The organism is Rathayibacter sp. AC451 (assembly GCF_979253095.1).
Genome location: NZ_CEEDBD010000001.1, coordinates 1,048,345 through 1,069,025 on the forward strand (window position 1 = coordinate 1,048,345; position 20,681 = coordinate 1,069,025).

Below are 20,681 nucleotides of genomic sequence, written 5' to 3' on the forward strand. Positions count from 1 at the left end.
CGTTCGCTGCGGTGGTGCTACGCCCCAAAGCCGGGGAACGAGGACGACTCCGCCGAGACCGGCTGGACGTCGAGCTCGCGGAGCTGACCCTCGATGTAGCTCTTCAGCTTCTGGCGGTACTCGCGCTCGAAGGTGCGGAGCTCGTCGATGCGGTGCTCCACGGTCGCGCGCTCCTCGTCGAGCTTCGCGAGCTGCTGGCGCTGCTTCGCCTCGGCCTCGGCGACGAGGCGCGCGGCGGTGGCGCGGCCCTCGGCCACGAGGGCGTCGCGCTTCTCGGCGCCTTCGCGGACGTGCTCCTCGTGGAGGCGGCGCGCGAGCTGCAGCAGACCGCTGGAGCTCTCGGCCTCGTCGACCGGGGCCGACTGGGAGGCGGCGGGAGCAGCGACCGGCGCGGGAGCCGGGGTGGGCTCGGGCTCCGGCTCGGGAGCGGGCGTCTCGTCGACGACAGGAGCCGGAGCGGCCTCACGGGGGGCCGCGTCGCGCGGAGCGTCGGAACCGCCGGAGGCGAGGCTCTGGCGCAGCTCCTCGTTCTCCTGGTTCAGGCGACGCAGCTCCACGACGACCTCGTCGAGGAAGTCGTCGACCTCGTCCTGGTCGTAGCCCTCGCGGAACTTGGTCGGCTGGAACCGCTTATTGACAACATCTTCGGGAGTGAGCGCCATGGCTTTCCACCTTCGATTTCAAGTAGGTACACGTTTATCAACGTTCGACTAAAGCTAGCAACTTCGTGAACGCGGCGCAGTGCGAGCACCGCGGAGAACGTCCGGTCGCCGCCAACGATACAGGGACCAGCGCTGATCCAGGCACCGCCCAGGATGTGCAGAAGGCGGATCCGCCGCAGGGGCGGATCCGCCGAGGGCGTCAGGCGGCCTGGAGCCAGGTCGCGATGTACATGCCGACGATGACGCAGAGCATGGTGAGGCTCCAGCCGAAGTCGAGCGCGATGGGGCCGATCGACACGGGCTTGATGAGCCTGCGGAAGAACGCGATCGGCGGGTCGGTGACCGTGTAGACGGTCTCCGCGGCGACGAGACCGGCTCCGCGGGGGCGCCAGTCTCGTCGGATGACCCGGACCAGGTCGAGCACGAACCTCGCCCACATGGCGAAGAAGTACAGGAGCAGGACGAAGTAGAGGACGCTCCCGAGGAGCGAGAGGACGGAGTTCACCGCGGGCCAGGGCTCCCTGGAGTCAGGACTTCGCGAAGAACGACGCGTCGGCGTCGCTCTCGGCGGAGGCCGAATCGCCGGCGACCGTGATGTGCGACGGCGAGAGCAGGAAGACCTTGCTCGTCACGCGCTCGATCCGGCCGTACAAGCCCTGGGAGAGGCCGCTCGCGAAGTCGATGAGGCGGCGGGCGTCCGCGTCGCTCATCTGCGAGAGGTTGATGATCACGGGGATGCCGTCGCGGAAGTTCTCCGCGATGACCTGCGCGTCGCGGTACTGCTTCGGGTGGACGGTGAGGATCTCGTTCATCTCGGCGTGGGCCGTCGCCTTCGGGGTCTGGGGGGTGGGCTTGCGGAGCGGGGTGACCGTCGCGCGGGGCTGCTGCGGGGTCGGCTCGACCGGGGGGACCGGCTGGACCGGGGAGACCGGGGCGCGGTGGGCCGTGGTCGGAGCCGCCTCGACGGTGTCGGCACGCTCGTACTCGACCTCTTCATCGGCGAGTCCGAGGTAGACCATCGTCTTCTTCAGCGGGTTGGCCATCTGTGTCCTCCGTGTCGTGTCTGCTCCCACTAGTGGGTCACGACGAGATTACGTGCGGGCGGGGCGATTGCCGGTGATTGCCGATCCGATTCGCAGGTGTGTCGCGCCCTCCGCGATCGCCTCCGCGAAGTCGTTCGACATGCCCGCCGACACCGCGGTGGCGGAGGGCTCGACGGCGCGCACGCGCTCGGACAGGCCGCGCAGCCGAGCGAACGCGGGGCGTGGGTCCTCGCCGAGCGGAGCGACCGCCATCACGCCCCGCAGGACGAGGTGCGGGGCCGCGGAGAGCGCCTCGGCGAGCGGCTCGACGTCGTCCGGTGCCGCTCCTCCGCGCTCGTGATCGTCGGTCAGGTTGACCTGGAGGAAGACGTCGAGCGGGTCCTCTCCCGCATCCAGCAGCGGGACCAGCGCGAGCCGGTCGACGGAGTGGACCGATGAGGCGTAGCGGCGAGCCTGCCGGGCCTTCTTGCTCTGCAGCTGCCCGAGGAAGTGCCAGCGCGCGGGAGTGCCGGCGAGCTCGGCCGCCTTCTCCTGCGCCTCCTGGTGCCGGTTCTCGCCGAAGTCGACGACGCCCAGCTCGAGGAGGTCGCGGATAAGCCGCACCGGGTGGAACTTCGTGACCACGATGGTCGTGATCTCACCGGGATCGCGACCGGCCGAGCGGGCCGCGTCGACGACCCGCTCGGACACCGAGGACCAGCGCTCGGCCAGCTCGGGATCGGACACGGCGACTACTTGAGGAAGTCGGGGATGTCCAGGTCGCTGTCGTCGTCGTCGAACGACGGGTCGGCGACCGGGGCGGGGGCGGCGACGGGGGTGCTCGACCAGATCGACCCGGCGGCGGGAGCGGCGGCGGCGACCGGAGCGGGCTCCGAGGACGACTCGGCCGGCGCGCTCTGCTGGGCGCGGGGCTGGGCGATGGCCGCGGGGGCCTGGCCGCCGGGCTCCCCGCCGTCGAAGCCGGCCGCGATGACCGTGACGCGCACCTCGTCGCCGAGGGTGTCGTCGATGACGGCGCCGAAGATGATGTTCGCCTCGGCGTGCACCGCCTCCTGGACCAGACGGGCCGCGTCGTTGATCTCGAAGATGCCGAGGTTGGAGCCGCCCTGGATCGAGAGCAGCACGCCGTGCGCGCCGTCGATGCTGGCCTCGAGCAGCGGGGACGCCACGGCGAGCTCCGCCGCCTTGATGGCGCGGTCCGCACCGCGCGAGGACCCGATGCCCATGAGCGCGGATCCCGCGCCCTGCATGACCGACTTGACGTCGGCGAAGTCGAGGTTGATCAGACCCGGGGTGGTGATGAGGTCGGTGATGCCCTGGACACCCGCGAGGAGGACCTGGTCGGCGGTCGCGAACGCCTCGAGCATCGAGATGCCGCGGTCGCTGATCTCGAGGAGGCGGTCGTTGGGGACGACGATGAGCGTGTCGACCTCGTTCTTGAGCGTCGCGACACCCGCCTCGGCCTGCGTCTGGCGGCGACGGCCCTCGAAGCCGAAGGGCTTCGTCACGACGCCGATGGTCAGGGCTCCGATCGACTTGGCGATGCGCGCCACGACGGGAGCGCCGCCGGTGCCGGTTCCGCCGCCCTCGCCCGCGGTGACGAAGACCATGTCGGCGCCCGCGAGCACCTCCTCGATCTCCTCCGCGTGGTCCTCGGCGGCACGACGGCCGACCTCGGGGTCGGCGCCCGCACCGAGCCCGCGGGTGAGCTCGCGGCCCACGTCGAGCTTGACGTCGGCGTCGCTGAGCAGCAGGGCCTGCGCATCCGTGTTGATGGCGATGAACTCGACTCCGCGGAGGCCGAGCTCGATCATGCGGTTCACGGCGTTGACGCCGCCGCCGCCGATGCCGACGACCTTGATCACGGCGAGGTAGTTCTGGTTTGAAGTCACGTGTCCGGCCTCCGGGCTGAACCTTAAACCTGTAGTTGAGGCTTAAAGTTATGCTGAGTATGCATTTGGGGTTGTGGTTCGACGGTAGGCGGAGTCCGCTCCGCCTCGCGACAGACACGCCCGCATTCGGCAAACCGCCCGGCGGATCGGTGCGAGGGGCGCATCAGCGCTGGGCGACGACCGCCGCGGCGGGCGACGAGACGTCGTAGGAGGTCACGGTCGCCGGGTCGGTCGCGGCCATCAGCTTCTCGAGGACCACAGCCTTGAGAGCCGAGCGGTCCGGGCCTCCCCACATCACGACGGCGCCGTTGGAGAGGGTCAGGGTCACGTCGTCGCCCGTCGTGGCCGTCGCCGCGGTCACCTGCCCGTCGAGGCCTGCGGGGAGCGTGAGCAGCACGCGGGCGAGGGAGTGGAACGCCGAGCCGGTCGCGCCTCCGGACGGCGTGGTCAGCGCGGGGTACCCGGCCTGCGCCGCGTCGGCGGTCTCGATCACGACGCCCGCCGAGTCGACGAGATCGAAGCGGGTCCCGTTCTGCAGGACGCCGACGGGGGTGCGCTCGACGATCGACACGGCGAGGGTGCTCGGGGGCCGCGTCTGCAGGGAGTAGCTCTGGATCAGCGGGTAGGCGCCGAGCTCCTCGCCGACCGCCTCGCGGTCCACGAGAGTCAGCGGCACGCCGAGCTGATCGGACAGGGACTCCTGGAGCGCGCCCGAGTCGACGCGGGACGTGCCCGAGATCTCGATCGTCCGCACCGCCATGAGCGGCGAGTACGCGGCGACGGCGACGACGATCGCCAGCAGCACGAGCGAACCCGCGATCGCGAGGGTTGTGAGGCGCCGTCGCCGGGCCCGCTTGGTGAAGCGCCGCACCTCTCCGCGCTCGAAGCGCCGCCGCTCGCGGGCGGCGCGGGCTACTGTGCGCTGCTCGGACCCCGGCACGCGCAGACGGCTCAGGAGAGCGGCGGGCCGACCCCTCGGTCCGGCCGCCGCCGCGGGACGACGCAGCTCCGTCGCGACGACGGGCACGGCGGACTCGTCGTCCGAGCCGGAGGCCCCCTTCTGCGGACGGGCCTCGGGACGCGGGAGGCGCGCGGCGGGCGGCGCGGCGACGATGCGGATCGGCTCCGTCGGCTCGCCGCTCGACGCCGGCGCGGGCGTCTTCTCGCGGGGCTCCGCGCGAACGGGTGCCGGCCGGCGGACCCCCTCCGGCCGCTTCACGCCCGTCGCCCCCGGGGGGCCGGGAAGGGCGTCGTGGTCATCGGGCGACCGCGGCGTCCTCGCCGGTGCGAAGCGACTCGAGCACCTGCGGGATGATCCGGTACACGTCGCCGCAGCCGAGGGTGATGACGAAGTCGCCCTCACGGGCGATCAGAGCGGTCCGCTCGGCGGCCTCCTGCCAGTCCGGGACGAACGAGACGCGCGAGGCGTCGGCGAACTTGCCGCTGACCAGCTCGCCGGTCACTCCCGGCTCCGGGTCCTCGCGGGCGCCGTAGACGTCGAGCACGATCGTCTCGTCGGCGTAGCGCTCGAGCGTCTCGGCGAACTCCTTCGCGAAGAGGCGGGTGCGGCTGTACAGGTGCGGCTGGTGCACGGCGATGATGCGCCCCTCCCCCACGACGGTGCGCGCGGCAGAGAGGCGGCGGCCACCTCCGTGGGGTGGTGCGCGTAGTCGTCGTAGACGCTGACGCCGCGGACCGAGCCGTGCAGCTCGAACCGGCGCTCGGTCCCTCCGAAGGCCGAGACCGCCTCGAGCGACGCGGCGGGATCGAAGCCGAGACCGACGAGCACGGCGAAGGCGCCCGCGGCGTTCACCGCGTTGTGGCGGCCGGGGATGCGCAGCCGCGCGGAGTAGCGGCGCCCCTCGAACTCGACGGTGAAGCCGACCGGGCCCACGAGCTCGAGGTCGACGACGCGCACGTCCGCTCCCTCGGCCTCGCCGAAGGTGAGGACCCGCTTGCCCTCGAGCTTCTCGGACACCTTGACGGCACCCGGGTCGTCCGACGAGATGACGACGAGCTCGCCGGCGTTCGAGGCGAAGGTGACGAAGGCGTCCTCGAAGGCCTGCAGCGAGCCGTAGTGGTCGAGGTGGTCGGGGTCGACGTTCGTGATCAGGGTGACGGCGGTGTCGTAGAGCAGGAAGCTCCCGTCCGACTCGTCCGCCTCGACGACGAACAGATCGCCCGAGCCCGCCGCCGACGAGGTGCCGAGGCTCTCGATGATGCCGCCGTTGACGAAGCTCGGATCGGCGTCCAGACCCAGTAGACCCGTGACGATCATGCCGGTCGACGTCGTCTTGCCGTGCGCGCCCGCGACCGCGACGAGGCGGTGCCCGCGGACGAGCCAGGCGAGCGCCTGCGAGCGGTGCAGCACGGGGATCCCCCGCTCCTGGGCGAGCACGTACTCGGGGTTCTCGGGCCAGAGGGCCGAGGTGACCACGACCGCCTCGGCATCGCCCAGGTTCGCCGCGTCGTGTCCGATCGCGACCGGGATGCCGAGCTCGCGCAGCTGCTCGATCGGGTGCGACTCGCGCACGTCCGATCCGGTGACGCGGTGGCCGGCGTGGTGGAAGAGGCGCGCGATGCCGCTCATGCCGGATCCGCCGATGCCGATGAAGTGCACCGATCCGAGCTGGTCGGGGACGGTGATGCCGAGGTCGGGCTTGATCACGGGGGTCTCGCTTTCGGGTCTTCGGCGTCTCGGTGGCACCCGGGCCGAGGGCCGCGGGCAGGGCGCCGGATCAGTGTAGACGGTGTGCGGGAGGGCTCCTCGGAGCCCGGCGGAGAAGGGTCAGCGGGGTGCGCGGAGCGCCGATCCGATGAGGTCGACGAGGCGCTCCGCACCGTCGCGGACGCCGACCGTCGCGGCGCGACGGCCCATCTCGTCGCGGCGCCCGGCGTCCTCGAGGAGGGGCACGAGCTCCCCCTGCACCCAGCCGGGGAGGAAGGCCGCATCCTCGACGAGCACCGCGCCCCCGGCGTCCACGACGCCGCGGGCGTTGAAGCGCTGCTCGCCGTTGCCCACCGGGTACGGGATGTAGACGGCGGGGAGCCCCAGCGCGCTGAGCTCGCTCACGGTGGCGGCGCCCGCGCGCGAGACCACGAGGTCGGCGGCCGAGAGCGCGAGATCCATCCGGTCGCAGTACGGGATCAGGTGGTAGCCGTCGAGGCCGGGGTCGGTGATCTCGGAGCGGTCACCCGTGATGTGCAGGATCTGGAAGCCGGTCGCCAGGACCGACGCGGCCGCGGCGTGCACGGTCGCGTTGATCCGCCGCGCACCGAGGGAGCCGCCCGTGACGAGCAGCGTGGGCCGGGCCGGGTCGAGCCCGAACGCGGCGACGCCCTCGTGGCGTCGGGCAGGGCGGTCGAGATCGGCGATCTCGCGGCGCAGCGGCATGCCGACCGTCGTCGCGTGCGGCAGCGGGGTGCCCTCGAAGGCGACTCCGACGGAGCGCGTGCCGCGGGCGCCGAGGCGGTTGGCGAGGCCGGGGCGGGCGTTCGCCTCGTGCACGACGTACGGCACGCCGGCTCGCCGCGCCGCGAGGTACGCGGGAGCGGACGCGTACCCGCCGAATCCCACCACCGCGTCGATCCTGCGCTCGCGGATCGTGCGCACCACGCCGTCCAGCGCCCCGCGGAAGGCGCCCGGGAAGCGCAGCGCCGCGGCGCCGGGGCGACGCGGGAACGGCAGCCGCGGGATCACGGACAGCTCGTAGCCGCGCAGCGGGACGAGGCGCGCCTCGAGCCCCTCCGCGGTGCCGAGCACGAGCACCTCGTCGCCCGAGTCGCGGGCCCGGATCTCGTCGGCGGTCGCGAGCAGCGGGTTCACGTGCCCGGCGGTGCCGCCGCCCGCGAGCAGGTAGCGGGTCACTCCGCCTCCGCCTTGCCTGCGCGGCGGGCGGCGCCGAGGTGCGGCAATCCGGTGGTCTGGGTCCTCGCGAAGGAGAGGACGACGCCGATGGCGAGCAGTGAGCTGAGCAGGGCGGTGCCTCCGGAGGAGATGAGCGGCAGGGGGACGCCGAGGACCGGCAGGACCCCGAGCACCACGCCGATGTTGACGAAGGCCTGGCCGATGAGCCAGACCATCACCGCCGCCGTCGTGACCCGCACGAACGGGTCGGTCGCGGCATGGATGATGCGGAAGAAGGCGACGGCGAGCACGACGAACAGCGCGAGGACGACGACCGCCCCGATCAGCCCGAGCTCCTCGCCGATGATCGCGAAGATGTAGTCGTTGTCGGCGGCCGGCAGCCACGACCACTTCGCCTTGGAGTTGCCGAGCCCCACGCCGAAGACGCCGCCGGACGCCATCGCCCAGGTGCCGTGCAGGGGCTGCCAGCAGGACGTCTCGTACTGCCCGGGGCCGGAGCAGTCGGTGAGGAAGGAGAAGATGCGGGTGCGGCGGTTCTCGGTCGAGATGGCGAACAGCACTGCGACGACCGCTCCGATCAGCACGATCGGCAGGATGATCCGCAGCCGGACGTTGGAGTAGAAGAGCGCCGCCAGCAGGATCCCCGCCATGATCATCACGGTTCCGAGGTCGCCGCCGAGCAGCACGAGGAACAGGGCGAAGCCGCCGATGGGGAGCACCGGGATGAGAGCGTGCTGCCAGTCCTGCTTGAAGCGCAGCCGCCTCTCGAGCACGAGGCCCAGCCACAGCACGAGGGCGAGCTTGAGCACCTCGGAGGGCTGCATGGTGAAGCCGCCGAGGTACAGCCAGTTCTTGTTGCCTCCCACTGCGTATCCCAGAGGCGTGAAGAGCACCAGCATCTGCAGGATGCAGCCGACGATGAGCATCGGCCACGTCACGCGCTTCCACAGTGCGATCGGGAAGCGCGACACGAGGAGCATGAGCGGCACGCCGAGCACGGCGAAGATGCCCTGCCGGAGGAAGCCGCCGAACGAGTCGGAGCTCGATCGGAACGACGTCACCGACGAGGAGGAGAGCACCATCGTCAGCCCGAAGAGCACGAGGAAGAGGGTGGTGCCGAACAGGAGGTAGAAGTTCGGCGATTCGGAGGCGAAGACCTTCGAGAGGACGATGCGCGCGGTGCGCGCGCCGGTCCGCTCCCGGTCCTTCGGCTTCCCGGCGTCAGCGCGCGAGCGGCCCGGCATCCGGCTCGTCGTCGGAGCGGTCATCGGCCTCTCCTCCCAGGTGCTTCTCGACGGCCGCAGCGAACGACCGGCCCCGTTCCGCGTAGTCGCGGAACTGGTCCATGGATGCTGCGGCGGGTGCGAGCAGGACGACATCGCCGGTTCGGGCGAAGCCCGCCGCGGCCTCGACGGCCGCCTGCATCACCGACTCAGTGTCATCCGGGACCACCTCGGTCACGGGGAGTTCGGGGGCGTGTCGTCGGAATGCCTCGAGGACCGCGACGCGGTCGACTCCGATGACCACGGCACCGCGCAGTCGCGTCGTGTGCGAGGCCACGAGAGCGTCCACATCGACGCCCTTGAGCAGACCGCCGACCAGCCAGACGACCGACGGATACGCGCGCAGCGACGCGTCGGCCGCGTGCGGGTTGGTGGCCTTCGAGTCGTCGATCCAGGTGACCCCCGACCGCACGGCCACGACCTGGATGCGGTGGGCGTCGAGCTCGAAGACCGCGAGCGCGCGGCGGATCGCGCCGGGCTCGATGCCGCACGCGCGGGACAGCGCGGCGGCCGCGAGGACGTTCTGCACGATGTGCGGTGCCGCGAGGTGGCGCGCGGCCAGCTCGTCGACGGTCGCGATCTCGATCGCGCTCGTGCGCCGGTCCTCGAGGAACGCCCGGTCGCAGAGGATCCCGTCCACGATGCCGAAGTCGCTCGGCCCGGGGACTCCCAGACCGAAGCCGATCGCCCGGGCCCCCTCGACGACCTCCGCGTCGAGCACCATCTGCTCGGTGGCCGCGTCGGCCCGGTTGTAGACGCAGGCGACCCGCGTGCCCGTGTAGACCTTGGCCTTCGCATCGCGGTACGCCTCGAAGGTGCCGTGCCAGTCGAGGTGGTCCTCGGCGATGTTGAGGCAGGTCGACGCGATCGGCTCGATCGCGCCGAGGTAGTGCAGCTGGTAGCTCGAGAGCTCGACCACCAGGACGTCGAAGCCCTGCGGATCGCGCACCGCGTCGAGCACCGGGATCCCGATGTTGCCGCACGGAGCCGCGCGGAGGCCGCCAGCGACCAGCATGGTCGCCGTCAGCTGCACGGTCGTCGTCTTGCCGTTCGTGCCGGTCACGAGCACCCAGTCCGCGGGCGTCCCGTCGGCCCGGACGACCTTGTCGCGCACGCGCCAGGCGAGCTCGACGTCGCCCCAGAGACCGGTCCCCCTCGCGAGCGTCCACTCGACGATCGGGTGCGTCGGCCGGAAGCCCGGCGACACGATGACGAGCTCGGGGTCGAAGTCGATCAGCTCGTCGGGCACGGTGTCGAGGCCGTCCGCGCGGTGCAGCCGGGCTCCGATCACCTCGAGCAGGCGCTCGCGCTCCTCGTCGGCCCGGTCGGTGAGGACCAGGACGTCGGAGCCGAGCTCGGTCAGCGTGTCGGCGACGGAGAAGCCGGTCACCCCGAGCCCCAGGACCGCGACGCGGAGCCCGCGCCAGTCCGAGTTCCAGCTGCGGAGGGAGTCGAGCCGTTCGGCGCGTGCGGGATTGGTCATGCCAGGGAGAGCCATTCGAGGTAGAAGAGCCCGACACCGGCGGCCACGAAGATGCCCGCGATGATCCAGAAGCGGACCACGACGGTGATCTCGGCCCACCCCTTGAGCTCGAAGTGGTGGTGGAGCGGGCTCATCAGGAAGATGCGCTTGCCCCGGGTCAGTTTGAAGTAGATCCGCTGCACGATCACCGAGCCGGTGACGATGACGAAGAGGCCGCCGATGAGGATGACGAGCAGCTCGGTGCGGGTCAGGATCGCGAGGGCGGCGAGTGCGCCGCCGAGGCCGAGCGAGCCGGTGTCGCCCATGAAGATCTGCGCCGGCGAGGTGTTCCACCAGAGGAACCCGACGAGCGCGCCCGAGATCGCCGCGGCGATGATCGCCAGGTCGAACGGATCGCTCACCTGGTAGCACTTGTCGGCCACCTCGGGATTGAGCTGGGCGTCGTAGCACCACTGGTTCGACTGCCAGAAGCCGATGATCACGTAGGAGCCGATCGCGAGGATCGAGGATCCCGTGGCGAGGCCGTCGAGGCCGTCGGCGACGTTGACTCCGTTCGAGGTGCTGGTGACGATCACGCAGATCCAGAGCACGAAGAGCCCGATGCCGATCCAGCCGAGAGCGGCGAAGTCGAACGGCAGGTCTCGGATGAAGGAGATCGACGTCGACGCGGGCGTCAGACCGTTCTGGTCGCGCACCAGGATGGCGATCACGGCGAAGGCCGCGGCGACGATCACCTGTCCCGCGATCTTCGCCCAGCCGCCGAGGCCGAGGCTGCGCTGGTTGCGGGTCTTGAGGAAGTCGTCGATGAACCCGACGAAGCCCAGTCCGACCATCATGAACAGCACCAGGAGCGCCGAGGGGGCCACGGCGCGGTTGCCGAACAGCATGCCGAGGAAGTAGCCCGCCACCGTCGCGATGATGATGACGATGCCGCCCATCGTGGCGGTGCCGTGCTTCACGTGGTGGGACTGCGGCCCGTCCTCGCGGATGAACTGGCCCCACTGCAGCCGGTGGAAGAGCCGGATGAACAGGGGCGTCAGCAGGAGGGTGAAGGCGCCGGAGAAGGCGCCCGCCATCAGGAGTGCTCTCATCGGTGTCGCTCCCCCAGTCGGTCGCCGAGGAATCGAAGCCCCGCCGAGTTCGAGGACTTCACCAGGACGGTGTCGCCGGTCTGCAGATAGCCGTCGAGGAACGCGTACGCGTCGTCGGCCGTGTCGACGAAGACGGACTCGCCGCTCCACGAGCCCTCGCGCTCGGCGGCCACGTGGATGCGCCGGGCGCGGGCGCCGACGACGACGATCTGCGAGACGTTCAGGCGCACGGCCTGCAGGCCGACGCGCTCGTGCTCCTCGTCGGCCCACTCCCCCAGCTCGCTCATCTCGCCGAGGACGGCGACGGTGCGGCCTCCCGGCTTCGCGATCTGGGCGAGAGTGCGCAGTGCCGCGGCGGTGGAGTCGGGGCTCGCGTTGTACGCGTCGTTCACGACGACCACGTCCTGACCGCCGAGCACCTGCATCCGCCAGCGCTCCGCGAGGGTGACGGTCGAGAGCGCCTCGACGATCGCGGGCAGCGGGACGCCGACCGAGAGGGCGGCGGCAGTGGCGGCCAGGGCGTTCATCACGTGGTGCTCGCCGAGGACCCTGAGGAGCAGCTCGGCGCGCCCGGCCTCGCGGCCCTCGCCCTCCCGCACCTCGATGGCGAAGCGGGTGCCCTCGGCGGAGGGCTCGACGTCGACCGCGCGCACGTCGGCGCGCTCGCCGCGACCGAACCACAGCACGCGGGCCGCGGTGCGGCCGGCCATGGTCGCCACGCGGCCGTCGTCGGAGTTCAGCACGGCGATGTCGTCGGCGGTGAGGTCGGCCACCATCTCGGTCTTGGCCTCGAGGGTCCGCTCGATGCCGCCGAACTCGCCGGCGTGCGCGAGGCCCACCGCGAGGACGATGCCGACGTCGGGCTTCGCCATGCGCACGAGGCGGCGGATCTCGCCGACGGCGCTGGCGCCCATCTCGGCGACGAGGAAGCGCGTCGACTCCGACACCTGCAGCATCGTGATCGGCGCGCCGACCTCGTTGTTGAAGGATCCGCGGGGGGCGACGGTCTCGCCGACGCGCTCGAGGATCGTCCGGAGGAGGTTCTTGGTCGTCGTCTTGCCGTTCGAGCCGGTCACGCCGAGGACCGTCAGGCCGCCTAGTGCGCGGACGCGCCGGACGACCTCGGTCGCGAGGGCGCCGAGCGCCTGGACGGAGTCGTCGACCAGCACCTGCGGCACGTCGAGGTCGAGCGGGCGCTCGACGATCAGGAGGGCCGCGCCGTTCTCGACGGCCGCCGGCGCGAACAGGTGCCCGTCGGTGTGCTCGCCGCGCTTGGCGACGAAGATCCCGCCCGGACGGATCTCGCGGGAGTCGGTCTCGGTCGCGCCGTCGACCGCTGTCGCGGCGGTCGAGGAGGGGCCGGCGAGGTGGAGGCGCCCGGAGACGGCCTCGGCGACCTCGGTGAGAGTGAGGGCGATCATCTAGAGCCAGCCCGCCTCGCGCAGAGCCTGACGGACGTCGTCCCTGGCCGAATACGGCATGTGCACTCCTGCAACCTCCTGGTAGTCCTCGTGTCCGGGTCCGGCGTAGAGGATCGAATCCCCCTCGCGCGCGAGCGCGAGGGCGGCGCGCACGGCGGCGCGCGGGTCGGGGATCTCGTGGATCTCCCTGTCGGGCACCGCCTCCCGCGCCGCGCCGACGAGCACGGCGCGGATCGCGGCCGGGTCCTCCCAGCGCGGGTGGAAGTCGGTGACGACGACGACGTCGGACAGCCGGGCGGCGATGGCGCCCATGTCGGCGCGCTTCGTCGCGTCGCGGTCGCCGTCGGCGCCGAAGACCATGACGAGGCGGCCGGGCGTCAGCGCCCGCAGCGCCTCGAGTGCGTTCTGGAACGCGTCCGGCGTGTGCCCGTAGTCCACGTAGACCCGGGGGCCGCGGTCTCCCGAGACGCGCTCGGCGCGACCGGGAATGTATACGTCGAGACGGCCGTCCTCGAGGACGTGGGCGATGGCCTCGAGGTCGAAGCCGGACTCGACCAGCATCACGATCGCCAGCGCGGCGTTCGCCGCCATGTACCAGCCGATCAGCGGGACGGCGACCTCGACCGAGCGGTGGTCCGGACCGTCCAGACGGAACACGGTGCGGTCGGCGGTGCTCTCGAGGACGGTCATCGCCCAGTCGGCCGGTACGGCCGGAGCCTCGCCGACGACCGGGGAGCTCGCGAGTGTCGCGATCGGGATCCGGGAGCGCTCGGCGAGCTCCCGGCCCCAGGCGCTGTCGACGGTGACGACTCCGCGTCGGGCCCGATCGGGCTGGAACAGGTCGGCCTTGGCCTCGAAGTACTGCGCCATGTCGGTGTAGTCGTCGAGGTGGTCGTGGCTGAGGTTCGTGAAGCCGACCACGTCGAACACGACGCCGTCGATGCGGTGCCGGGTCAACGCCTGGGCCGAGACCTCGATCGAGACGGCGCGGACGGCCGACTCGCGCATCCGCGCGAGGAGTCCGTGCAGCTCGGTCGCCTCGGGGGTGGTCAGCGAGCTCGCGACCGCGACGTCGCCGATGCGGCGCTCCGCGGTGGAGCTGAGGCCCGAGACGACGCCGAGGCGCCGGAGCAGGGCGTCGAGCAGGTACACGACGCTGGTCTTGCCGTTCGTGCCCGTGACTCCGAAGAGCGTCGGCACGTCCTCGCGGGTGCGGTGGATCCAGGACGCGACGTCGCCGAGGGCTGCGCGGGGATCGGGCGTGACGAGGACGGGGAGTCCGCTCGCCGACGCGGCCTCGGCGCCCTCGGGGTCGGTGAGCACAGCGACGGCTCCGGAGGCGGCGGCGTCGGCGGCGAAGGCCGCGCCGTGGACCTTGCGCCCCGCGATGCCGACGTACAGGTCGCCCGCCTCGACCTGCCGGGAGTCGAGCGTGACGCCGCTGACCTCGACCCCGTCGACTCCCGGCACCGTGCCGAGCGAGAACTCGGCCACGAGCTGCGACAGCGACCGCGGGACCGGGTGCTCCGGTCGGAGGGAGGACTGCGGGCGAGTGACGTGCAATGCCCGCTCTTTCTCTCGTGGTGGTGCGATCACCACGTCGTGGGGTAGTTCACGGCGGGGACCGTCGACGGCTCCACCCGGTTCGTCTTCAGCACCTGGGTCATGACCTGCTGGAAGACGGGGGCGGTCGCCTGGGACGTGTTCATCTTAACCGGATCGGCGATGGTGACCGTCACGACGTACTTCGGGTCCTCCGCCGGAGCGAGCCCGGCGAGCGAGACGGTGTAGCTGGAGGAGTACCCTCCGTCGCCGTCCGGCTGCTGAGCCGTTCCGGTCTTCGTCGCGATGTTGTAGCCGTCCACGTGGATGTAGTCGGCCAGCCAGCCGTCGGTGTAGTGCGTCTGCAGCATGTCGACGACGTCCTGCGCCGCACCGGCGGAGACGACCTGGGTGCCGGTCGTGTCGGGGACGTCGATGACAGTGCCGTCGGCGGTCGTGCAGCCGGCGACCAGCTGCGCCGGCAGGCGCACCCCGCCGTTGCCCAGCGTCTGGTAGATGCCGGCGACCTGGATCGCGGTGGCGGACACTCCCTGGCCGAACATGGTGGTGTAGTTCGTCTGGTTGTCCCAGACCTGGTAGTCGCTGAGCAGTCCGCCGGACTCGCCGGGGTACCCGACCGCGGTGGGCGCCTTGAGTCCGAACTTGAGCATGTAGTCGTAGCGGTCCTGCGCGGACAGCTTCGAGCCGATGGTCGCGATGCCGACGTTCGAGGAGTCCTTGAGGATCCCCGTCAGGGTGTAGTTCGTCGGGGTGTGCGCGAAGTCGTCGCTGAACGAGGCGCCGTTCTTCTCGAACGTGTCCGGAGTGACGACGTGGGTCGTGGGCGTCGCGAGTCCCTTGTCGATCAGCATGGCCGCGGTCATCGGCTTGAACGTCGAACCGGGCTCGAACGGACTCTGGAAGGCGCGCGACCCGCGGTCGGCGGGGGCGCTCGCCGAGACGTCGTTGGGGTCGACCGTGGGGGTCTCGGCCACGGTGAGCAGCTTGCCCGTCTCGACCTCCTGCACCACGACGATCCCGTAGCTGCCGCCGACCTCGGCGACGCGCTGCGACAGCACCTGCTGCGCGTAGTACTGCAGGTCGGAGTCGATCGTCAGCTGCACCTGCCCGCCGTCGACCGCGGGGGTCTCGGCCACGGTGCTGCCGGGGATCCGGACGAAGTCGGCGCTGCGCTCGAAGCTCTCGGAGCCGTTCTTCCCGGCGAGGCAGGCGTTCTCGGTGTACTCGACGCCCTCCTGAGCGGCGCCGTCCGCCCCCACGTAGCCGATCAGGTTCCCGGCGACGGCCCCGTTGGGGTACGTGCGGCCCTGCTGCGTCTCGAAGAAGGTCCACGGGATTTCCAGCGCGAGCAGCTTCTGGTACGCCTCGAGGTCGAGGCCCTCGGAGAGGATCAGGTAGTTGGCCTTCGCGTCCTTCGCGAGCGCGGCGTCGACGAGCGTCCTGATCTGCTCGACGCTCTGGCCGGTGATCGCGCCGATCTCGGACGCGGCCTGGTCGACGCTCACGACGACGTCCTGGCCGTCGGGCATCTCGCGGAGGAACTCCCCCACGTTGCGGGGCGACGTCGTCAGGCGGTACCGGGTCGTCGTGTCGGCGAGGACGGCTCCCGAGCGGTCGACGATCGATCCGCGCGTGCCGTAGGTGACGCTGCTGCTGGACTGGCTGAGCGCCGCGGCGTCCGTCAGCTCGTTGGCCCGCACGATCTGGATGTCGACCAGCTTGCCGATGAACAGTCCCACGACCGCGGCGATGACGACGAAGGTGACGGCGGTGCGGCGTCTGCTCGAGCGGTTCTGTCTCACTGCTGCGGTGTCCTTCTTCGTCCTGGCGGGATCGCCGCCGTCGGTCGTGTCGTAGCGGGAGGCGGGCCGTGCGGGAGGCGTCAGTGCGTCAGGGGCGCGGGGAGCTCGCCCTGCAACGGTACGGCCGAGGTTCCTCCAGCCGCGGAGGACGCGCTCGCGTCGACCGGAGTCGCGGCGGCACCGGCCGGGAGGATGAGCGCGTTGGGGACGAGTGCCGCGGCACCGGCCGTGCCGACCTCGCTCGAGGCGGCCGAGGCGGGGTCGCCCAGCACCGCTCCGTCGGACAGGCGGAGGTAGACGGGAGCCGTGTTCGCCACCATGCCCAGCCCCTGCGCCGCGGTCGCGAGGTTCTGCGGGGAGCTGAGAGTGTCCACCGCGTCCTGCTTCTCGGCGTTGCTGCGGGTGAGCGTCTTCTGCTCGGTCTGCAGCGCGGCGATCTGGTACGCCCCCTGCGAGAGCCCGACGCTCACGAGGAGCTGGATCACGATGATCGCGAAGAGGCCGGCGACGGCGACGATGCCGTAGACGAGCTTGGGTCGCGGCGCGCCGGCGGCGGTCGGGACCGCCTCGATGCGCGGGCGGGGCGACTGCTCGTCCGGCCTCGCGGTGCGGGCGGGCTCGATGACGGCGGGGTCGATGACGGCGGTGGCGCTCACGCGGTCCTCCTGATCCTCTCGGCCGCGCGCAGACGCACGGGTGTTGCTCGGGGGTTGCGGGTCTTCTCCTCGTCGGAGGCGAGTTCGGCGCCCCGGATGACGAGGCGGAACTCGGGTCGGTGCTCGGGGAGCTCCATGGGGAGCCCCGCGGGAGCGGTCGAGGACGACGCGGCCTGCAGCGCGCGCTTGACGATGCGGTCCTCGAGCGACTGGTAGGCCTCGACGACGATCCGGCCGCCGACGGCGACGCGGTCGAGCGCGGCGGGGATCGCGCGCTCCAGCACGGAGAGCTCCTGGTTGACCTCGATGCGCAGGGCCTGGAAGACCCGCTTGGCCGGATGGCCGTTGCGCTGGATCGCGACCGGGGTCGCCGCCTGGATGATCTCGACCAGCCGGCCGGAGCGCTCGATCGGCGCGTCGCCACGCGCCTCGACGATGCGCTTCGCGTAGCGCTGGGCGAGGCGCTCCTCGCCGTACTCGTGGAAGATGCGGCGCAGCGCGCCCTCGTCGTACTCCGCGAGGATGCTCGCCGCGGTCAGGGGCGCGGTCGCGTCCATCCGCATGTCCAGCGGAGCGTCCTTGGAGTAGGAGAAGCCGCGCTCGGTCTCGTCCAGCTGCAGCGACGAGACGCCGAGGTCGAACAGCGCGCCGTCGATCTCGTCGATCCCGAGCTCGTCGAGCACGTCGGGGAGCTCGTCGTAGACGGCGTGCACCAGGTCGATGCGGGAGGAGTGGGCCGAGAGCCGCTCGCCGGCGAGCTCGAGTGCCTCGGGGTCGCGGTCGAGGCCGACGAGGTGGAGCCCCGGGAAGCGCTCGAGCAGGGCCAGCGAGTGGCCGCCCATGCCCAGCGTCGCGTCCACCAGCACCGCGCCGTCGCGCTCGATCGCCGGAGCGAGGAGCTCGACGCAGCGCTCGAGGAGCACCGGGAGGTGGCGCTCCTCGGTCGGGCGCACCTGCTTCTTCTCGGAGTCGTCTGCCATGGCGGTCCCGCCGTCCTGTTCCTGCTGCCCGATCCCCATCCATCTCGCGACCGGACACCGGGGAAGGTGCGTCCGGGCGCCGAGTGGCTGGGAGTCGCGCGGCAGGAGCTAGAACAGTCCGGGGATCACCTCCTCCTGGGTGTCGGAGAAGACGGACTCCTGCTCGGTCAGATACGCGTCCCAGGCGTCCTGCGCCCAGATCTCGGCGCGGTTGCCCGCTCCGATGACGGTGAGGTCGCGGTCCAGGCCCGCGTAGGCGCGCAACGGCGCGGGCAGCGTGACCCGGTTCTGCTTGTCGGGGGTCTCGGCGCTCGCCCCCGAGAGGAAGACGCGGAGGAAGTCGCGGGCCTGCTTGCTCGTGACCGGCGCCTGACGGATCTTCTCGTGCATCGTCTCGAACTCGCTCTGGCTGAAGACGTAGAGGCACCGCTCCTGGCCGCGCGTGACGACGACTCCGGAGGAGAGCTCGTCTCGGAACTTGGCGGGGAGGATCACGCGGCCCTTCTCGTCGAGCTTGGGGGAATAGGTGCCGAGGAACAACGGACTGCCCCCCACTTCTTCCGGCCAAGGATGGTGTGTCCTCCACAGTACTCCACTTCGCCCCACCCACAACCCTCACGGCGCGCCGGCTCAGCGCGTTCACCCCCGGTCATCCGCGTATTCCCGGGCAGGAACGCGGGTGGAGCGGAGTGGAGGGATGTATCGCTCCGCAGCGGTCCGCGGGGAGCAGAAAGGGGCCGATCCTTGAGGATCGACCCCGTGCGTGGTGCGGAAGGGAGGAGGAGTGCGCTCCCGGAGAGTCCGCGGGCATGAAAAAAGGGCCGATCCGTGAGGATCGACCCTGTGGGTGGTGCGGAGCGGCGGTCAGCTGCGACCGTCGCCGCGGTTGTCCCATCGCTCGTTCAAGCGGTCCATGAAGGTGGAGCCCGACCGGCTGCTCGAGGAGCGGGGCTTGGAGGTGCGGCCGACGGTAGGGAGACCGGGCTCCTCGGCTCCACCCGGCGCCGGGCGCATGGCGACGACGACGCCCGCGAGCATGATCGCGAACCCGCCGACGCCGACGAGCGGCTGGGCGACGATGACGCCGGTGACGAGGACTCCGAGACCGACGAGGGAGAGGAGGATGCCGAGCACCAGGGCCCGGTAGTTGGTGCCGCCGCGCCCCTTGCTGACGGCCGCCACGAAATCGGCGTCGTTCTGATAGAGGTTGCGCTCCATCTCGTCGAGGAGCCGTTGCTCGTGTTCCGAAAGCGGCATCTTGACCCCTTCAAGGGTGCGACGCCGTTCCTCTTCGGAACGGCGTCAGGTTGGCGGCACGGTGTGCTCGACCGGGCGGGTGGCGCTTCAGTGTAGACCGAGCCCGGCACAGGCGCTAGACGCCTCGGATGCATAGGCTGGTCGGGTGAACAACAGCACTCGTCTGGTCGACCGCGTCCAGTTCCGAATCGAGGGATTCCTCGCCGGGCGCACGCCAATTCTGCGCTCCATAGGAGAGGACGTCTCCGCCCTGGGCGACCTTTCGCGGGACTTTCTCAGCGGGGGCAAGCGGTTCCGCGCGCGCTTCTGCGAGGCGGGCTGGACGGCCGTCTCCGCCGTCTCCAGCGAGGCGCATCGGAGCGGTTCGGACCCGGTCGCGCGCGTCGGAGCGGGACTCGAGCTGTTCCACGCAGCGGCCCTCGTCCACGACGACGTGATCGACAACTCCGACACCCGGCGAGGGGCGCCGGCGGCGCACCGCCGCTTCGCCGGGATGCACGCCGACGGAGGGTGGTCGGGCTCCGGGGACGAGTTCGGCCGCTCCTCCGCGATCCTGCTCGGCGATCTGCTGCTGGTCTGGTCCGACGAGATCTTCGCGGACGCCGAATGGGCGCTCGAGGACCGGCCGAGCGCGGCGAGGGCCCGGGCGGAGTTCAACCTGATGCGCACCGAGGTGACGCTGGGCCAGTACCTCGACATCCTCGAGGAGAGCGCCTGGGCCGGGCACGCGGAGGACGAGCACCTCGCGCGCGCCGAGCGGGTCGTCGTCTACAAGAGCGCGAAGTACAGCATCGAGGCGCCGCTCGCGATCGGCGGCTCGCTGGCGGGCGGCGACGACGCCCAGATCGACGCGCTGCGCCGCTTCGGCCTACCGCTAGGCATCGCCTTCCAGCTGAGGGACGACGTGCTCGGCGTCTTCGGCGACCCGGCACTGACCGGCAAGCCCGCGGGAGACGACCTCCGCGAGGGCAAGCGCACCGTGCTGCTGGGCCTCGCCCGCACCGGTTCGTCCGACTCCGCCCGGGCCGAGCTCGACGCCGTCGTCGGGCGCGGCGACGCGAGCGCCGAGGACATCGCGCTGGCTCAGGAGATCGTGGCCGGAAGCGGGGCCCTCGACCGGCTCGAGGAGCGCATCGAGCGCGACGTCGAGTCGGCACTGGCGGCGCTGCCGGGCGCTCCGCTGCGGCCGGAGGGTGTGGCGGAACTGCGCGAACTGGCGGACCGCGTCAGCGTCCGCACGGCCTAGGCGCCTCGGCGCCTCCGCTCGAGGCCCGGCACGTCGGCCGGACGCGATCGATCAGGCGAGAGCCTGGGCGACGCGGCGGACCTCGGCCTTGCGACCGGCGCGCAGGGCGAGCACGGGGCTCGTGCCCAGTGCATCGTCCTCCGAGAGCAGCCACTCGACCGCCTCGTCGTCCGAGAAGCCGGAGTCGGAGAGCAGGATCGCCGTACCGCGGATCTCGGACATCGGCTCCCCGTCACGGAGGAAGAGGGACGGGACGACGAGCTTGCCGTCGCGTCGGGTCCCCAGCAGATGGCGCTCCTCGAGGAGGCGGCGCACGCGGCTGACGGAGAGGCCGGTGATCTCGACGAGATCGGGGACGGTCAGCCACTCGATCTCGGAGGCGGTCGAGGGGGCGGGAGCGGACGAGTCGGTCACCGGTCAAGACTGCCACGGCA

Annotated in this window: 19 protein-coding genes and 1 pseudogene; 1 reads left to right on the forward strand and 19 read right to left on the reverse strand. The window is 71.4% G+C overall.

Translation table 11 applies throughout. From position 1 onward, the window contains the following. Positions 1 to 17: 17 nt before the first annotated feature. From AC0CID_RS04960 to AC0CID_RS05045, 18 genes and pseudogenes are all read right to left on the reverse strand, one after another. Entirely contained in the window at positions 18 to 662 is a 645-nt protein-coding gene (locus AC0CID_RS04960; RefSeq protein WP_207405049.1) for a DivIVA domain-containing protein, read from the reverse strand. A 199-nt stretch (positions 663 to 861) separates the two neighbouring features. Continuing rightward, positions 862 to 1,167, reverse strand: coding sequence for a YggT family protein (locus AC0CID_RS04965; protein WP_307786137.1), 306 nt, complete (start codon positions 1,165 to 1,167; stop codon positions 862 to 864). A gap of 22 nt (positions 1,168 to 1,189) precedes the next feature. Then, complete coding sequence (locus AC0CID_RS04970) at positions 1,190 to 1,705, reverse strand: cell division protein SepF (RefSeq protein WP_251946198.1); 516 nt, start codon at positions 1,703 to 1,705, stop codon at positions 1,190 to 1,192. Between the two features lie 48 nt (positions 1,706 to 1,753). After that, positions 1,754 to 2,431, reverse strand: coding sequence for a YggS family pyridoxal phosphate-dependent enzyme (locus AC0CID_RS04975; protein ID WP_465225960.1), 678 nt, complete (start codon positions 2,429 to 2,431; stop codon positions 1,754 to 1,756). A gap of 5 nt (positions 2,432 to 2,436) precedes the next feature. Further along, positions 2,437 to 3,597, reverse strand: a complete 1,161-nt coding sequence (gene ftsZ, locus AC0CID_RS04980) for a cell division protein FtsZ (protein WP_207407263.1) — start codon at positions 3,595 to 3,597, stop codon at positions 2,437 to 2,439. A 163-nt stretch (positions 3,598 to 3,760) separates the two neighbouring features. After that, positions 3,761 to 4,816 carry a cell division protein FtsQ/DivIB gene (locus AC0CID_RS04985; RefSeq protein WP_207407265.1) on the reverse strand — a complete coding sequence of 352 codons (1,056 nt, stop codon included), beginning with the start codon at positions 4,814 to 4,816 and terminating at the stop codon, positions 3,761 to 3,763. A 37-nt stretch (positions 4,817 to 4,853) separates the two neighbouring features. Beyond that, positions 4,854 to 6,265 (reverse strand): annotated as a pseudogene (gene murC / locus AC0CID_RS04990) (UDP-N-acetylmuramate--L-alanine ligase). 120 nt (positions 6,266 to 6,385) lie between these two features. Continuing rightward, positions 6,386 to 7,465 (reverse strand): UDP-N-acetylglucosamine--N-acetylmuramyl-(pentapeptide) pyrophosphoryl-undecaprenol N-acetylglucosamine transferase, encoded by a 1,080-nt coding sequence (locus AC0CID_RS04995; protein ID WP_465225961.1) that lies wholly within the window; start codon positions 7,463 to 7,465, stop codon positions 6,386 to 6,388. Then, the gene (ftsW, locus tag AC0CID_RS05000; RefSeq protein WP_207407269.1) at positions 7,462 to 8,733 is read right to left on the reverse strand and encodes a putative lipid II flippase FtsW; all 1,272 of its coding nucleotides are present in this window, start codon (positions 8,731 to 8,733) and stop codon (positions 7,462 to 7,464) included. The genes AC0CID_RS04995 and ftsW overlap by 4 nt, the downstream gene beginning before the upstream one ends. Further along, complete coding sequence (murD, locus tag AC0CID_RS05005; protein ID WP_465225962.1) at positions 8,687 to 10,231, reverse strand: UDP-N-acetylmuramoyl-L-alanine--D-glutamate ligase; 1,545 nt, start codon at positions 10,229 to 10,231, stop codon at positions 8,687 to 8,689. Before murD ends, ftsW begins: the two co-directional genes overlap by 47 nt. Next, on the reverse strand, positions 10,228 to 11,322 hold the full coding sequence (gene mraY, locus AC0CID_RS05010; RefSeq protein WP_465225963.1) for a phospho-N-acetylmuramoyl-pentapeptide-transferase: 1,095 nt from the start codon (positions 11,320 to 11,322) through the stop codon (positions 10,228 to 10,230). The genes murD and mraY overlap by 4 nt, the downstream gene beginning before the upstream one ends. Continuing rightward, entirely contained in the window at positions 11,319 to 12,743 is a 1,425-nt protein-coding gene (locus AC0CID_RS05015; protein WP_465225964.1) for a UDP-N-acetylmuramoyl-tripeptide--D-alanyl-D-alanine ligase, read from the reverse strand. The genes mraY and AC0CID_RS05015 overlap by 4 nt, the downstream gene beginning before the upstream one ends. Continuing rightward, a complete protein-coding gene (locus AC0CID_RS05020; protein ID WP_465225965.1) occupies positions 12,744 to 14,306 on the reverse strand; it encodes a Mur ligase family protein in 1,563 nt (520 codons plus the stop codon). Between the two features lie 29 nt (positions 14,307 to 14,335). Continuing rightward, complete coding sequence (locus AC0CID_RS05025) at positions 14,336 to 16,108, reverse strand: peptidoglycan D,D-transpeptidase FtsI family protein (RefSeq protein WP_465225966.1); 1,773 nt, start codon at positions 16,106 to 16,108, stop codon at positions 14,336 to 14,338. Positions 16,109 to 16,188: 80 nt separating this feature from the next. After that, on the reverse strand, positions 16,189 to 16,764 hold the full coding sequence (gene ftsL / locus AC0CID_RS05030; RefSeq protein WP_465225967.1) for a cell division protein FtsL: 576 nt from the start codon (positions 16,762 to 16,764) through the stop codon (positions 16,189 to 16,191). Further along, on the reverse strand, positions 16,761 to 17,744 hold the full coding sequence (rsmH, locus tag AC0CID_RS05035; RefSeq protein WP_465225968.1) for a 16S rRNA (cytosine(1402)-N(4))-methyltransferase RsmH: 984 nt from the start codon (positions 17,742 to 17,744) through the stop codon (positions 16,761 to 16,763). Before rsmH ends, ftsL begins: the two co-directional genes overlap by 4 nt. Positions 17,745 to 17,852: 108 nt before the next feature. Further along, complete coding sequence (gene mraZ, locus AC0CID_RS05040; RefSeq protein ID WP_055794943.1) at positions 17,853 to 18,284, reverse strand: division/cell wall cluster transcriptional repressor MraZ; 432 nt, start codon at positions 18,282 to 18,284, stop codon at positions 17,853 to 17,855. Positions 18,285 to 18,608: 324 nt separating this feature from the next. Beyond that, a complete protein-coding gene (locus AC0CID_RS05045) occupies positions 18,609 to 19,001 on the reverse strand; it encodes a DUF3040 domain-containing protein (protein ID WP_465225969.1) in 393 nt (130 codons plus the stop codon). A gap of 145 nt (positions 19,002 to 19,146) precedes the next feature. On the opposite strand from AC0CID_RS05045, the gene AC0CID_RS05050 reads away from it, so the two are divergent. Beyond that, positions 19,147 to 20,247 carry a polyprenyl synthetase family protein gene (locus tag AC0CID_RS05050; protein ID WP_465225970.1) on the forward strand — a complete coding sequence of 367 codons (1,101 nt, stop codon included), beginning with the start codon at positions 19,147 to 19,149 and terminating at the stop codon, positions 20,245 to 20,247. Positions 20,248 to 20,298: 51 nt separating this feature from the next. Here AC0CID_RS05050 and AC0CID_RS05055 read toward each other — a convergent pair whose 3' ends face one another. Further along, positions 20,299 to 20,661, reverse strand: a complete 363-nt coding sequence (locus AC0CID_RS05055; protein ID WP_465225971.1) for an Rv2175c family DNA-binding protein — start codon at positions 20,659 to 20,661, stop codon at positions 20,299 to 20,301. Positions 20,662 to 20,681 lie beyond the last annotated feature (20 nt).

Bases quoted from the DNA above. Each gene is read 5' to 3' on its own strand.
- AC0CID_RS04960 (WP_207405049.1), bottom strand. From the start codon at position 662: ATGGCGCTCACTCCCGAAGATGTTGTCAATAAGCGGTTCCAGCCGACC.
- AC0CID_RS04970 (WP_251946198.1), bottom strand. From the start codon at position 1,705: ATGGCCAACCCGCTGAAGAAGACGATGGTCTACCTCGGACTCGCCGAT.
- ftsW (WP_207407269.1), bottom strand. From the start codon at position 8,733: ATGACCGCTCCGACGACGAGCCGGATGCCGGGCCGCTCGCGCGCTGAC.
- murD (WP_465225962.1), bottom strand. From the start codon at position 10,231: ATGACCAATCCCGCACGCGCCGAACGGCTCGACTCCCTCCGCAGCTGG.
- mraY (WP_465225963.1), bottom strand. From the start codon at position 11,322: ATGAGAGCACTCCTGATGGCGGGCGCCTTCTCCGGCGCCTTCACCCTC.
- AC0CID_RS05015 (WP_465225964.1), bottom strand. From the start codon at position 12,743: ATGATCGCCCTCACTCTCACCGAGGTCGCCGAGGCCGTCTCCGGGCGC.
- rsmH (WP_465225968.1), bottom strand. From the start codon at position 17,744: ATGGCAGACGACTCCGAGAAGAAGCAGGTGCGCCCGACCGAGGAGCGC.
- AC0CID_RS05045 (WP_465225969.1), bottom strand. From the start codon at position 19,001: ATGCCGCTTTCGGAACACGAGCAACGGCTCCTCGACGAGATGGAGCGC.